This window comes from Aeribacillus sp. FSL K6-8210 (assembly GCF_037963925.1).
Classification (GTDB): Bacteria; Bacillota; Bacilli; order Bacillales; family Aeribacillaceae; genus Aeribacillus; species Aeribacillus composti.
Genome location: NZ_CP150172.1, coordinates 1,834,587 through 1,849,315, shown reverse-complemented (window position 1 = coordinate 1,849,315; position 14,729 = coordinate 1,834,587). Strand labels below are relative to the sequence as shown.

The following is a 14,729-nucleotide window of genomic DNA, read 5'->3' as shown; positions in this document are numbered from 1 at the left end:
GCTGTCCGAAAAGTCGATTGAATCGACCTTGGGCTCAGCCCTTTTTTCTGTTTTTAGGGTACAAAAAAATCGTCCTTTTTTATAGAATGAAATTGACCAAAAAACATTCTACAGAAAGGACGATTTCTTATGAATAATCAAATGACTATTCAAGAAAATTATAACACGCAATTAGAAATGACTCTAGAGGGTATTCAAAAAATAGAGGTTCAAAAGAATAAGAAACGCAAAAAACTAGTTTTCCAACCTTATTGCAATCGTCAAGTCATGAGCATTTTAGATATCGAAATGTATATTCCTGAAAATCATGTCGCCCGTTTAGTGGATGAAATGGTGGAATCGATTCCGGATGAAGTGTTGTATACTCATTATGTTGGTGGGGGTCGTGCACCCTATCACCCTAAAATGTTATTGAAAGTGATTTTATATGCGTACACACTAGCATTGCAGTAATTAAATCTGATGATTCAAAATACTAAGAATGTTCAATTTTTTATTGATTTCGAAACAAAAAAATCCTTTACAATGGAAGTACAGGTGGTTCCTGTCCAAATCCAATCGTAAAGGATAACTGTTATGGACAAGAATACACTAATTTCATCATTTGGTAAATGGGTTTCACCCATAAATATTCAAAAACTTAGCGAACAAGTCAAAGAATTGAAACAGGACTATTACACAAAAAAGCTGACAACAGAAGCCTATATTAAACTTTTATTGGTAGCCCAGCTGCTCGAATTTAAGAGCTTAGAGGAAATGAGTGATGCACTTGTAGACGAAGATCTTCAAAAAGCACTCGGATTTGAATCGATAAGTGCCTCTCAGCTATCCCGAAAAAACAATCAGATCAACCCACTAATTCTTGCAAATTTGTTCTTGGATCTTGTTTGGAAAATTCAACGGTACCATTATCAAAACGGAAAGAATATGCCACTGAAAATCATTGATTCAAGTACACTCCCGTTGAATTTGACCCATTATAAATGGGCAAAATTCCGTAAAACAAAAGCTGGTGTAAAGCTACACTTACGGCTCGTTTTCATGGATAAAGACACCGTCTATCCTGAAAAAGCAGTGATTACGACAGCAAAAGAACATGACCGAAATCAACTCGAAGTCCTAGTGGATGATCAAGAAGCCATGTATGTGTTTGACCGCGGTTATGTGGACTATGAACGTTTTGATCGGATGACAGATGATGGCTATTTCTTCGTTTCAAGACTGAAGAAAAACGCAGTCATTCGTGAAGTCTATACATTTTCACTTCCTGATGATTGTCACGTTCTATCCGATAAAATGGTCTACATTGGTACCACACAAAATCGTACTGAAAATGTCTTTCGTCTACTAGAAGTTATGGACACAAAAGGGAACTTACTTCGTTTCATCACCAACCGATTTGATTTAAAACCAGAAGAGATAAGTGATATTTACCGATCTCGCTGGGCTATTGAACTCTTTTTCAAATGGCTCAAGCAACACGTAGAAATTAAGCACTTTTATGGAATGAGTGAAACAGCTATTCAAAATCAAATTTTCTTAGCCCTGATCACGTATTGCTTACATGTTCTCATTCAATTGGAGATGAAAAGTAAGAAATCCCTACTTCGAATTACTCGTTGGTTAAAGAGAGCTCTGTGGAAACCAGCTTATGTTTGGTTGCGAAAATTTGATGGGCGAGCCAGTCCATAATCTCCCTTTTGTCGTTGTCGCTCTGGTTTAACTGTATATATTTACCAAATGGGCAGTGCCACCTTTCTTTAGGTTTTGTCTTTTTGGCACAAATTCACAAAAATTAATTAACAGAAAATTCTAACTATATTTATGCAATGCTAATGATGCGTACACTCAAAATGTTTATTCAAGTCGGAAAATAGCGCAAATGGTGAAAGAAAATCTTCCGATGATGTGGTTGGCGGGATTGCAAACCCCTGACCATCGCACAATAAATGATTTTCGTAGTGTTCGTATGTCAAACATGATGGATTCTGTATTTGAACAATTTGTCCTTCAACTAGTAGAACAAGGACTTATCGACCTCGACCATATTTTTGTGGATGGTACGAAAATAGAAGCGAATGCCAACAAATATACGTTTGTATGGCGAAAATCCGTAGAAAAATATGATCAGAAACTACGAGCCAAAATTCAATCGTTTCTACAAGAAGCGCACCAAATCGCCTTGGAGGAATTAAAAGAAGAACAATTAGAAGAAGAATTAGAAAAATCATCGGCACAACTTTCTGAGAGAATAGAAGCTTTGGAAAAAGATTATAAACAGGAAGAAGACAAAGAAAGAAAAAAAGAACTTCGCTCTAAAAAATCCCAACTCACCAAACAACTGAAAACGATTCAAACGGATTATCTTCCACGATTACGAAAATACAAAGTACAAAAACAGATTCTAGGTGAACGAAATAGCTACTCGAAAACCGACCATGAGGCCACTTTTATGCGAATGAAAGAGGACCATATGAAAAACGGCCAACTCAAGGCGGGTTATAATGTTCAACTCGCCACACAACATCAATTTATCGTGGGATTTGAAATTTATCAAAATCCAGGAGATACTCGCTGTTTCCAACCATTTATGGAAAAGTTATTGGAATCGATGCCGAAGGAAAAGAAACTCAAGTATGTCATTGCCGATGCAGGATATGCGAGTGAAGAAAACTATTTATATGCGATTGGCGAAGAAAAAGAACCTCGTTTTGAATTATTAGCCCCATACCAAACCTATTTGAAGGAACAAAGTAAAAAGTTTAAAAAGGATTTATCAAAAGTACAAAACTGGAAATACATCGAAGAAGACGATTGCTTTATCTGTCCGAACAATCGGAAAGTCGTATTCAAGTATTATCAAAAAAGAAAAAATGCATCTGGATACATACAAGATTTGAAAGTGTACGAGTGTGAAGATTGTACGGATTGCCCGTTGAAGAATGGGTGTACGAAAGCCAAAGGAAATCGTCGAGTATATTGGAACACGATTTATGAAGAAATGAAAGCGAAAGCCAAAGCAGCTCTTGGTGACGAACAAAAGGCAGCTCTTTATGCGAAGCGTAAAGTGGATGTCGAAAGTGTGTTCGGTAACATCAAGGGCAATTTGCGTTTCACTCGATTTCTGTTACGGGGGCTTCATAAAGTCCGAACAGAATTCGGGATTGTGGCAATGGCCCACAACATACTGAAATGGGCCGCAAATTCCCAAACCAATTTCAAAAATAAGGAAACAGAGCGAATGGAAAAACTCATTGTTTTCTCCATTCGCTCTGTTTTTATGGACTTTTTAGACAAGCCCCTTACAACAAGTTTAACTCCTTTGCTTGGACCACTGCTTTTGTTCTGCGATTTACTTGCAATTTGCTGAAAATATTGTTTAAGTGGACTTTTACCGTTCCGACAGCCAAACCAAGTCTTTCTGCAATTTCTTTATTCGTTAAGCCGATTGAAACAAGGTTTAACACTTCCAATTCGCGTTCTGTCAACGGATCAACCAACTCATTCTTGATCGTCTCTGCTTTTTTCTCGACTGCGATTTTTGTTTCTTTTCCAAATGAATACAGCAGTTCAAGTACATAGACAGCCTGTGATGCGATGGTTGTCAACACTTCCATATTCTCGGATTCAAAGGCGTTTTTTAACTGATTATTTTCTAAATAAAAGATCCCCTTGACCGTTTTTTGTTGGACGACAGGAAAACATAACACTGACCTGACTTTGTTTTTTTGAATATAGTGATCTTTTGAAAAAGTAAAATCATTTACTGCATCCTGGAGCTTTATCGTTTCTTTTATACGGTGCACATACTGGATAACAGAAATCGGAATGTTTTCGCCAACGTTTTGATCCATTTCGTTTGTTTCGCCATGTGTGGAAATGACTTTTTCAATCGAAAAAACGGTTTCTTTTCCATTTGGCCTGATGAAGCATACCTTTTCAGCCCCTTTAAATCTGGCAATGAGCATTAATAATTTCCCGAGCAATTGCTCTAAGTTCATGTCCTCAGACAAAGAGGCTGCTGCTTGAATGATGGCGGACAAGCCCCGTTCCTCACCTTTTGTTCGTTTGGTCCCTTCCCACGTTATCATGCTTTTATGATCGTTTTTTGTTTGATTTGTTTCCTCAATCAAAGTAAATTCAGGATAATCGTGCTGCAGCTGTTCCGCTTTGTTGTGCGCCCCCCACAGCCGATAACATCGATGCGCTTCACGTAAGTATGTTTGCGCAATGCGATGCATGCCTTTTTTGGCATAGAAGTCCCCTGCCAATTCATTAGCGAGTGCTTCAATCTGAATGTCAGAAGAAGTTTTTGCGGAATGAATTGCCTCATCATACCATTTCATGGCTTCTGTCTCTTTTTTTTGCAATCTGTCCCATTCCGCCAAAAGTAATTGCTGTTTATGTCGAAAATTGTCAGGGCAATGCTCAGACCATTTTTTAAATTGATTCAAAGCCCGTTTCAGCTGTTTTTTAACTATTTTCATGTTTTTCCTGTCTTTCTGTTCGCAACGCCTGATTAACAATAAACTATGATAAAAGTAAAATTCAGGCGAAATGATGAGCAACAGTGATTTTTTGACAAGTTTTTCAAGACGGACCGCCAGTTGATATGCCAGCTCATCTTCTTTTAACAAAAATGCGATTTTCAATTGAATGGTATCATAAACGATAACCGATGATTCATCTAGATTTTCTCTTTCTTCATACATAGTAAATTTCGCATTAAGATGAACGAGACATTGCAGCCAAGATTTCACCGCTTTTAAAAACTTAATGGAATGTTCCAATTTAATTTGCAAGACAAACTCTAGCTGCTTCTCAATTTCTACTAACAACTGATTGAGCGGTTCCCCCTTAATCAACATTGTAATGATCAGAAATGAGCTCGATTCCCCGGCCAGATGAAGGTTGCCGGATTCAACGCAATGTTTTTGTGAACGTTTAATATAAAAAAGATTGTCCTCCATCGTTTTTTTCCAGTGGTTCACAAATGTGCCAAAAACGAAATCGACCCGCCCCATTAGGTGTTTTGATTGAAATCGGGTAGCTGTGTGTAAAGCAAGCTGTCCAAATTGAAAGCTTCCCTCATAATCTTGAAACCCGGCGCTTAAAAATAATGCATAATTGTTGTAAGCAAGAGCGGACACATCAGTCATTCCATGTCGTAATGTAAGCCGGAGCGCCCGAAGCATGAGAATGCTGACTAGATATTGATCATACTGGTAGCTGGCTCTGTTCAAATTAATTAAAATCTCCATTAGTAAACGTTTGTTCCTATCTGTCATCGTCGGCAAAGCGGTGAGATCAGCAGCCGAACGTCCTCTAAGCGCTGTTTTTGTTAAAATCATCTCGAGCAGCACTTTAAACTTGCCCGGATGCTGCGGGAGCTTCCATCCGAACAATCGAAGGCCTTTTAACCCTGCCTCAACCGCTTTTTCAAACTGCTGTTGATGAGAAAACAGCAAAGATTTCATATTGTAGACTTTTAATTGATCTTCCTTTGTTTTGGCATATGTTAACATTTCGTTAAATGTCCTTTCCGAATCCCGAAAAAGTCCATTTAAATATTCGCTTTCCCCTTTGCCTAAAAAAAGCTTGTAACTTAATTCATAACAGGATTCCCAATAATTTTCGGGTAGCAATTCAATCCCTGTTTGAAAATAATTCAATGCTTGATCAAATAACGCTGCGTTTTTAGCTTTTTCACCCGCCGACCAATTGAGCTCAGCCAAATCTGCTTTTCTTTCGGGATGTTGAATGAACCTCCGGCCCAAGTTAAGATGGTTGATCATTTCAAAAAACTTTTCATGTTCTTCTTTACTTGTTCTTTTGAAGAGGAATTGACCTGCTTTATAATGAATTTCTTGTTTTTTCCTTTGATCAAGCAATGAATAGGCAGCTTGCTGGACACGGTCATGAATGAACTGATACCTTCCTTGATCTGAAACCTGGATTATCATCCCTTCCTGGACTGCTTCGGACAATGCGTCGGTCATTTTCTCCGTATTGATTCCATCATGAAGAAAAGACAAAAACTGAAAATCGAAGCGATGTCCAAGACAGGAAGCTGTCAAGATAAGTTTTCGGGTTAACGGCGACAGTTTTTCAATTTTGCTGACAATGAATCCGATCATTTCATCGTATTCGGGCTGCTCCTTCACTTTGTTGAGATTCCATTCCCATTTTCCTCTTTTTAAGTTGCACCATAGAAACTTTTCATCGTATATTGTTTGGAAAAGCTGTTTAAAAAATAATGGGTTTCCCGCTGTTTTCTCATATAGTACAATGGCAAGCTCGCGAACATCGTCCGGGCTGCATCCCAACGTTTCCGCAATGATTTGGTTAATATGATCAACATTCAGCATGCCGAGTGGAAATTCCCTAATATTTTCTTTGCTTCTTTTCATTTCTTTTAATTTCGTTAAGAAAGGATGTCCTTCTTTCATTTCATCATCGCGATAAGCCCCAATGATGAGCAAACTTTCAAACTCTGGATCGTTCAGTATGGATTGCAGCAATTCTAGCGATGCTGTATCACACCATTGAAGATCATCTAAAAAGAATAACAATGGATGGCTTTTTTTCGCAAATGTTTGCATAAAACGCCTGAATGCCCAATGAAAACGAAGCTTCGATTGGGAAGAAGGCAATAAAGGTACAGCGTCTTGTTTGCCGATCAACAGTTCCAGTTCAGGAATGACCTCCGTGATAACCGCCGCTCCTGAACCTAAATGTTCAAGAAGCTCTCTTTTCCAACGTTGAAGTTCTTCTCTGCTTTCCGCCAATAATTGATTAATCAGCTGACGAAATCCGCGAATAAACGGTTCATATGGAATATCCCGCTGAAATTGATCAAATTTTGCGGAAACAAAATAACCATTTTCTTTTGCGCATAACTTTTCAATTTCATTCACAAGCGCTGTTTTTCCTGTTCCGGCGCTTCCTGAAATAAGCACCATTTTCGTCAAACCAAATCGAACCATTTTCAGTTCTTCCATTAAGCTTTGTATTTCTTTCTCCCTTCCGTATAACTTGCTTGTAATTTGAAATTGTGAAGAAAAGTCGTATCGGGCAATCTGAAATGATTGGACTGTTCCGTTTTGTTCCAGCATCTTTAAGCAATGGAAAATATCTTCTTTCAGTCCGAAAACCGACTGATAACGATCTTCAGGTGCTTTTGCAAGCATTTTCAAAACGATGTCGGAAACCACATTCGGCACATCTTGACGTCTTTCAGACGGATGAATGACCTTTTTTGTCATATGAGCATGCATCCATTCAAAATCAGAGTCAACGTCAAAAGGCAGACGGCCAGTTAATAGTTCATAGAAAATGACACCAAGCGAATAAATATCGCTGAGATGGCTGGAGGATGGATTGATTTGTGCGCTCTGTTCCGGCGAATGATAAATATCGTAAATTTCATCATCCTCTTCGGCTCCTCCAATATCAAAAAATTGCACATCTAGTTTTTCAGGATGAATGAAAATGTGAGCTGGACTTAGTATAGTGATGGAAATGTTTTGTTCGTGAAGGACGATTAATTTTTCTGCAAGTTGTAAAGAAATTTGAAGAAATTCGCTAATTCGTGGACGATGAATTTTGATATATTCTTTTAATAACATTCCCCCAGGATCTCGGTAAACAAGTGCATACGTGTTCCCCAATTGCTCAACTTCTATAGGCGTCACAATTTCCTTCATCTTCAGCTGCGAGTAGAAGTCATATTGGTGCAAAAAAGATGCATGATCAATTATCGATGGGGATTGTGATGTTAAAACTTTCAGCAAAACGCATTGATGATCACGATCGCGTATCCCCCGATAAACAGAAGCTTTTTTTCCTTTTCTCAGCAATGATATATAACTGTAGCCTGAAATATCTGACATTGACTTTTTCCCTCTTGGCAAATGCCGTAATATTTCGTTTTCCTTCTCCATACAGACAGGCACATCCTTTCATAAAAAAATTTCTCTTCCAGTATTCGCAAAATTTTCCGAAAACCCTTCTTTTTTCATTGAAAGAAGCGGTATTTCGTCTATAACTGCAACTTTTCCCTTCAATATTCTCGTATATAAGATGACATATGAAAAGAGGAATGATTCTGCTTGAATACAAATGGAGTTCGGTGTTTTTCAGGAAAACTGAAGAAAAATTATGAGGAAATAATCAGGATTTACTAAATAATGGGTGGCGGTTACAGACATTTGCACCGTTCTCTTCCGGCGCCTTTGTGCAGCCGCAATCCATTCAGATTATTTTTAAAAAAGTTCTGAAGAAATCATACACGTATGACAAAGAAGCAAAGCTTTTATCTTTTGGAATTTTCTTTGTAACGATGATGGGAGAAGCTGTTTCTTTTCCAAATACAACTCATCCCCCGCTTATTTGTGGAGCTGCTAAAAAAAGGGTCTTATTGTCTTTACAATATCGCTTCCGTTTAGTTTTACAAATGTTCGTTAATTCATATAAAACGCTTGGCGCCGTTTCGAAATCTCCATTACTTCTGAGATGACGGTGTTTAAAATGATGTAAAAAGTCTTGTAGAAAAAAATTACAGGACACTTACTCGGTCTAAAAGTACATTCGAGCCATTTTTCCGATTTTCAAATTCATTTCCTCAACTTTCTAATTCATTCCAAATGATAAATAATTTAATAGACTAAAACCATTTCTTACACATGCGGTTCAAAAACTTTTTGTGATAGGATAACCGGAACTTGCTCGATCATTGAATCGGTGCCGTAAAAAGGGCAAATGGCAGTCTTTTCATCATCGCACCATTTTAGAAGGATGAAATATTTTTAAACAATAAAAACAACCGCAAATTTCATCGTTTTTCAATTCTTTTCGATTAAAACTGATGAGTCGGTGTGCTGTTCTGCACAGACTTCCCTTCAATTTATCGCCTTCCTAATTTTTGCAAAAAAATTCTCTTGCTATAATATCTGAACGGCCATACCAAGGGGTAAAATCTTCTATTGTATACAAATGCATCATACATGCTATTATTGAACAAAATTCTCATCAGCTCCACTTCATTCACAAGAACAACCTGTACCTTCTTTTCGTTATTTTTTTCACGTCATAAATTGCCTTTCTTATAATGTATTTTTTTAAAAGTGGTTATCCAGAAAGTCAAATCCCTATCGAAAACAAAAAATCATAAACGTCGATATATCAACGTCTCTAAAACATTAAGGGGCGTCTATAAGCCGGAAAATCGACTTATTAGACAGCCCCTGTCCATCACTTTTTATTGTGCTATTTTTTTAGGATGATCTGGCAATTCATTGACTGAAACAACTTGGTCTGTTTTCTTTTTTGGTTTTTTCCAATACTTTTCGTTGCCAGGCAGATCATCAAACCATGTTGCATCATCAGGGCAATCAAGCACCATAAATTGTCCATAATTGCCATCTCTAGATTGGTGATATTTCAAATACGCTTTTCCGTTTTCGATAGCTAAAATCTCGATTTTCCCAGAGGTATGGCTCATTGACAGGCGGACGCGCTTGCCTAGACCTGACGTTCTTGCTTTTGCTTGTTCAACGATATCGTAAACTTCTTTCAATGTTAATACAAAGTCACTGTTGCCAGCAACAGGTCGATTCACAAAGAAATAATAAGGTGTTACTCCCGCCCATGATAACTTATCTAATAATTCGCCTAAAACAACAGGATCGTCATTAATTCCTTTTAATACTGGAGTTTGGTTGACCACTATTGCTCCGGCATCATGGAGCGCTTCAAAAGCTTTTTTTGCTTCTTTCGTAATTTCTCTCGGATGGTTGACGTGAGCCATAATGTAGATTCGTTTTTCAGGAGATGAAAACTCTCTAATGAGTTGGAGTAAAGATTCATCTTCATAAATTCTCATAGGGTTAAAGACAGGCATTTTGGAGCCGATGCGGATAATTTTTACATGCTCGATTTCTCGTAAGCTTTCAATGATCATGCGCAATTTTTTCGTAGCAAGGATTAAAGGATCCCCTCCAGTTAGAAGAACATTGTTGATTTCAGGAGTTTTGCGAATATAGTCAATACCAGGCTGTACGTCTGCCATCGCTTCTTTTACATCACTTCTAAATAATCTTTTTCGAAAGCAATAGCGGCAATATGCTCCGCAAACCTCAGAAACTAGCAGCAATGCTGTTGTTTTGTACTTATGCTGGCAGCCAGGAACGACATAGTTTGTATCTTCATCTGATGCGTCCCACCTCCCATACTCTCGCATTTCTCCTTCATTTGGAATAACTAATTTTCTGATAGGGTCGTTTGGATCATTCCAGTCGATCAGGCTTAAATAATAATCATTGACCCGAAACACATATTTTTCTGTGATCGGCTTCAGCTTTTCCCGTTCCTCTTTTGGGATTTGTTCAATTTTGTCGATGTTTGTTATATATTTTGGCATCGCCACATGTATCACTCCCCCATCATTTGTTAACAGTTCTATGATAACATATAGTAACAAATTATTTAGCAATATGTCCAAAACGTTCATTATTTTTTTGCAAATTTCGATAATATTTTTCAAAAAAATTTGCCTTCCAGCAAGGAAAACTATTAAGCTAGTTTTCCAATGCGGACTTTTCTCTAATACAAGTCAAAATAGAAGGCAGATTCCACTACATTTGCTAAAACAAGGAATAAATATCTGACATATCTTGATAAGCTTTCACTAAATTTAGAATCCTTTTTTGCGAGTCTTTATCCCCGCTCAAACAATATATTGACTTAAGCCAAAAATGGAAAAAAAATCGTTTTCTATATTTTATATAAATAAGTAAAATAAGCGGCTTCCTGCTTTACATGAATTCTTTCGGGCAGCATGAAGCATTGCTTAAACTGATACAGCCTTCAACAGTTCTTTTACCGCATAGGCAAAGCCGTTCTCATCGTTCGTTTTCGTGACAAAATCGGCTTTTTCTTTCACTTCCTTTGGAGCATTTCCCATTGCAACCGATGTGGTCGCGATCTCGAATTGGGAAATGTCGTTGCCTCCGTCGCCAAACGCATAAATTTCTTCAAATGTCAGCTGCTTCATTTTTTGATAGCGTAAAATCGCTTTTCCTTTATGTGCTTCGCTGGAGGTAATTTCAATATTATTCGGAAATGATGAGGCAATGGAGAGGTCGCTTCTTTCGCTTAAAGCTTCCTTCACTCGATCGATTTTTTCCGTTTCATCATGATTCACTAATCCAATCAGCTTATAGATTTTTACATTTTCCAGCTTGAAAATAGAGTCATAATCAAATTGGCGAAACATCTCTTCGATCTCTTTCCAGCTCAGCTTATGCAAAGGCGGTAAAGTGGATGGAAAGCCACCCTGATTGGTGTAAACGAGAATTCCGACATCCAGAGCATTTACTGCTGCAAAAATTTCTTTAAACGTTTTTTCATCTATTGTTGCTTCATACATCAGCTCTCTTTTATCGGAATATAATACAGCCCCATTAACACAAAAAATCGGCACTTGGAGCTCTTCAACCGCTTTAATCTTGATGACGTCCGGAAATGCACGTCCCGTATTTAAAATGACTTCATGTCCTTGCTTTTTCAATTCATGTAAAACTGATAAATTTTCATGTGAAATTTCATGCTGCGAATTTAATAGTGTGCCATCTAAATCAATTGAAAAACATTTCATATCCTCATCCCAATTCCTTTCTTTTTTTAAAATAATAAAGAAACTTCTTATTTTTCTCTTACCTATTTTATCAAAATCGTCCTGATCGCTGTAAAGATTTCCTGTTTACAAGAAAATCACTGCATTATCGGTCAAAGAGCTTGATTTGCCAGAAAGTCACTTTCCGCTCGGTTGATGGCTGCCCAAAAGATTGAAGAGGTTTAGAAAATTAAAAAGAAAGCTTCAGTACAAAATGGACAGTGACATCTATGCAAAAATAGCTGGATTCGAAGCATCGGCTGGGTATACAACAAATGACAAGAAGATGGCAAATAGATACACGCACAACTAGGCTATAGATGCAAATTGTCTGGCTTTTTTACCTTCAACTGGAAAATTTTTTTCATAGTGATTCACTCTTCAATGTTATAAGTTTTTATTAGGGAGTGAATATCAAATGATCTATCGAAGTGTCAAACAACTGGAAAAAGAATATAAACTAAAAGAAGCCCTTCGTTCTGTCAGAGATTTATGGTATCAACTAACGGAAGGGTATGTAACGATCCCTGAATCGACTGAAAAGCTTCAATCTTTCATTGAATATTTTGAAGGAGAATTGCCTGCAGGATGGATCCTCACAATGGATGAACAAGGAACGATACAAGCACGTACAAATTATTCTAATAGATTTAGTCAGATGTTAGTATGTAAAAGCTTTTCTGGAAAAGAGCGTGTAAAAATAATTTCTTAAATGTTTTCCCTCAGTATCGCAGACTGAGGGGTTTTTTGTATAAAATTAAAAATTTCAAACATAATACTAACTGTTAAAAAATTACTTAGGAGGGATTGAAGGTATGAATCAATTAGGTGCTCATGAATTAATGGAAGTACATGAAGTTTTAACAAACACAATTGATGGAATTAACCAATTTCAACTTTATCAGCCCCATTGCAAAGATCCAGAGCTGCAAAACATTTTGCAAAATCAAATCATTTTTATGACAAATGAATACAATTCAATCGTTCAAATAGTAAGAAACAAGAGCAGTCAGCAAAATTTCAGCACTTACCGCCCATTGAAAAATGCAAGCCCTTCCTTTGGCACCTCAGGCGGAACACCGGAAGCTCCCAACAGCTCAATAAACGAGATGAACGACCATGATGTTGCGTCAGGAATGTTAGGATGTTTAAAAGCGTCAGCAGCATTAAGGATGCATGCTGCATTGGAATGCTCAGATCCGGAATTAAGAAATGTCGTGCTCCAAGGGGCGAAAAATTGCGCAGAGCAAGCTTATGAAGTTTGGCAATATTTGAACCAAAAAGGTTATTATCAAGTGCCGGTCTTTCAGCAAAATACTGCTCAAGCGATCATCAATCATTATCAACCGGCTGGCAATCAAATGAACAATCAGCAGACATAAAACGATAAAGCAGCAGGGCTTACCCTGCTTCTGCTTTATTTTTTAGCTATTGCCAAGAAAAAATTAGCTTTCGCTCACAATTTGCTTGTTTTCTTTTTCCTTTAGACTTTCGTCTTTTGCCGCATGCGAATTTTTCATAAAAAACGATAAGATGAGAGCGATCGCAGAGAATATACCTGCCACTACAAAAGATATATTTACTCCATGTATCATTCCTTCAATACCTTTTTCAGGCAACGCTGTATTTGTCATGACTGTCACAAGCAAAGCTGTTCCAACTGCACCAGCTACTTGCCGCATTGTGTTGTTCATCGCAGTTCCGTGTGAAATTAAATATGTAGGCAGTTGATTTAAACCAGCGGTTGTCACCGGCATCATGACCATCGCAACACCGACCATCCTGAAAGCATTTACTGCCGCTAAATATGTAAACGTTGTATGTAAGGTGAGGTGTGACAGCATAAACGTCGTGATCGTTAAGGTAAAAAATCCAATAATCGCCAGCCATTTGGCACCGAATTTATCAAATAATCTGCCTGTTATCGGGTTGGCCACCCCTTGGACAAGTGCGCCTGGCAAGAGCACCAGTCCGGACTCAAATGCTGAAAATCCCAGCATATTTTGCATAAACATCGGCAAAATAACTGCTCCGCCAATCATAGACATAAACACAATCATGCCTAAAACAGTTGTGATCGAAAATGTCTTGCTTTTAAATACTTTGAATTCCAGGATCGGCTCATCCAATTGCAGCTGTCTAATTATAAACCAAGTAAGAGTGGTCAAACCGATGAAGAGCGATAAAATAACTTGACCGCTCCCCCAGCCGCTGCTTCCAGCTGCGCTGAATCCATACAATAAACCGCCAAAGCCTAACGTTGAAAGGATGATGGATAAAATATCGATTTTTGGGTAAGTTTGCCGCGTAACGTTTTTTAGGATGAAAAAAGCTAAGAAAAGATCAATGACTACAATAGGTAAGAGCACATAAAACAAGCTTCTCCATGCAAAATGCTCTACAAGGTAACCGGATAAAGTCGGACCAATTGCCGGCGCAAATGCAATAACGAGTCCAAACATCCCCATTGCCGTTCCTCTTTTTTCAACGGGAAAAATTAAAAACAAGATTGTCTGCATCAGCGGCATGATAATTCCGGCACCAGCAGCCTGCGCCACTCTCCCTGCCATTAAAACAGAAAAATTGGGAGCAATTGCACAAATTGCAGTTCCAACAGCAAAAATTCCGATGGCTGTAAGAAACAGTCCTCTTGTCGTAAAACGACCAATCAAAAACGCGGTGATCGGTATCATAATCCCATTAACAAGCATAAAAATCGATTGCAGCCATTGAACTGTATTGGCATCAACTTTGAAATCCATCATTAAATGCGGCAAAGCAGTTCCAAGCAACGTTTGGTTTAAAATGGCAACAAAAGCACCGGACATTAACACAATCATGAGCGGCACTTTATTGAAGGTTTCCTGTGCCAGGTCTCGTTCTTCTCCCATATAAATCCTTCTTTCTAACAATTTTTCTATATTATTTAGCGATACAAATAGACTGCTTAATACATGTTATTGTAATATTTTTTCTTTGTAAATAGGAAGAATATACACTTGATGAGGATGAAACTTGAAGAGCGTTTTCCATAAATGAAGCAATTGTTGTCTTT

General features: G+C 37.8%; 8 protein-coding genes and 2 pseudogenes. 5 read left to right on the top strand and 5 right to left on the bottom strand.

Annotated elements, in window-relative coordinates; all coding sequences use genetic code 11:
- Nucleotides 1-294 precede the first annotated feature (294 nt).
- The 3 genes and pseudogenes from NSQ41_RS08875 to NSQ41_RS08865 form a co-directional block, all read left to right on the top strand.
- Nucleotides 295-438: pseudogene (locus NSQ41_RS08875) on the top strand (IS5/IS1182 family transposase); the annotation flags it as partial.
- 138 nt (nucleotides 439-576) lie between these two features.
- Nucleotides 577-1,692, top strand: a complete 1,116-nt coding sequence (locus NSQ41_RS08870; RefSeq protein ID WP_339193538.1) for an IS4 family transposase — start codon at nucleotides 577-579, stop codon at nucleotides 1,690-1,692.
- A gap of 190 nt (nucleotides 1,693-1,882) precedes the next feature.
- The gene (locus tag NSQ41_RS08865) at nucleotides 1,883-3,370 is read left to right on the top strand and encodes an IS1182 family transposase (protein WP_339211477.1); all 1,488 of its coding nucleotides are present in this window, start codon (nucleotides 1,883-1,885) and stop codon (nucleotides 3,368-3,370) included.
- On the opposite strand, the gene NSQ41_RS08860 is transcribed toward NSQ41_RS08865, so the two are convergent.
- The 4 genes and pseudogenes from NSQ41_RS08860 to NSQ41_RS08845 form a co-directional block, all read right to left on the bottom strand.
- Nucleotides 3,303-7,943, bottom strand: coding sequence for an AAA family ATPase (locus NSQ41_RS08860; RefSeq protein ID WP_144598000.1), 4,641 nt, complete (start codon nucleotides 7,941-7,943; stop codon nucleotides 3,303-3,305). The two genes, NSQ41_RS08865 and NSQ41_RS08860, sit on opposite strands and share 68 nt — an antisense overlap.
- A gap of 722 nt (nucleotides 7,944-8,665) precedes the next feature.
- Nucleotides 8,666-8,892, bottom strand: a pseudogene (locus NSQ41_RS08855) (cytoplasmic protein).
- Between the two features lie 367 nt (nucleotides 8,893-9,259).
- Nucleotides 9,260-10,426, bottom strand: coding sequence for a KamA family radical SAM protein (locus tag NSQ41_RS08850; RefSeq protein ID WP_144597999.1), 1,167 nt, complete (start codon nucleotides 10,424-10,426; stop codon nucleotides 9,260-9,262).
- 423 nt (nucleotides 10,427-10,849) lie between these two features.
- On the bottom strand, nucleotides 10,850-11,656 hold the full coding sequence (locus tag NSQ41_RS08845) for a Cof-type HAD-IIB family hydrolase (RefSeq protein ID WP_066246706.1): 807 nt from the start codon (nucleotides 11,654-11,656) through the stop codon (nucleotides 10,850-10,852).
- Nucleotides 11,657-12,092: 436 nt separating this feature from the next.
- Between NSQ41_RS08845 and NSQ41_RS08840 the strand changes: the two genes are divergently transcribed.
- Both NSQ41_RS08840 and NSQ41_RS08835 read left to right on the top strand, forming a co-directional pair.
- Nucleotides 12,093-12,386: a hypothetical protein gene (locus NSQ41_RS08840; RefSeq protein WP_066246704.1), complete on the top strand. Its 294-nt coding sequence runs from the start codon at nucleotides 12,093-12,095 to the stop codon at nucleotides 12,384-12,386.
- A 103-nt stretch (nucleotides 12,387-12,489) separates the two neighbouring features.
- Nucleotides 12,490-13,056, top strand: coding sequence for a spore coat protein (locus NSQ41_RS08835; RefSeq protein WP_339211475.1), 567 nt, complete (start codon nucleotides 12,490-12,492; stop codon nucleotides 13,054-13,056).
- A 63-nt stretch (nucleotides 13,057-13,119) separates the two neighbouring features.
- Here NSQ41_RS08835 and NSQ41_RS08830 read toward each other — a convergent pair whose 3' ends face one another.
- Nucleotides 13,120-14,565 carry a DHA2 family efflux MFS transporter permease subunit gene (locus tag NSQ41_RS08830; RefSeq protein WP_339211472.1) on the bottom strand — a complete coding sequence of 482 codons (1,446 nt, stop codon included), beginning with the start codon at nucleotides 14,563-14,565 and terminating at the stop codon, nucleotides 13,120-13,122.
- Nucleotides 14,566-14,729 lie beyond the last annotated feature (164 nt).

Excerpts from the sequence above, each read along its gene's own strand:
- NSQ41_RS08830 (WP_339211472.1), bottom strand. The coding sequence starts at position 14,565 with ATGGGAGAAGAACGAGACCTGGCACAGGAAACCTTCAATAAAGTGCCG.
- NSQ41_RS08840 (WP_066246704.1), top strand. The coding sequence starts at position 12,093 with ATGATCTATCGAAGTGTCAAACAACTGGAAAAAGAATATAAACTAAAA.
- NSQ41_RS08835 (WP_339211475.1), top strand. The coding sequence starts at position 12,490 with ATGAATCAATTAGGTGCTCATGAATTAATGGAAGTACATGAAGTTTTA.
- NSQ41_RS08845 (WP_066246706.1), bottom strand. The coding sequence starts at position 11,656 with ATGAAATGTTTTTCAATTGATTTAGATGGCACACTATTAAATTCGCAG.
- NSQ41_RS08865 (WP_339211477.1), top strand. The coding sequence starts at position 1,883 with ATGGTGAAAGAAAATCTTCCGATGATGTGGTTGGCGGGATTGCAAACC.
- NSQ41_RS08870 (WP_339193538.1), top strand. The coding sequence starts at position 577 with ATGGACAAGAATACACTAATTTCATCATTTGGTAAATGGGTTTCACCC.
- NSQ41_RS08860 (WP_144598000.1), bottom strand. The coding sequence starts at position 7,943 with ATGGAGAAGGAAAACGAAATATTACGGCATTTGCCAAGAGGGAAAAAG.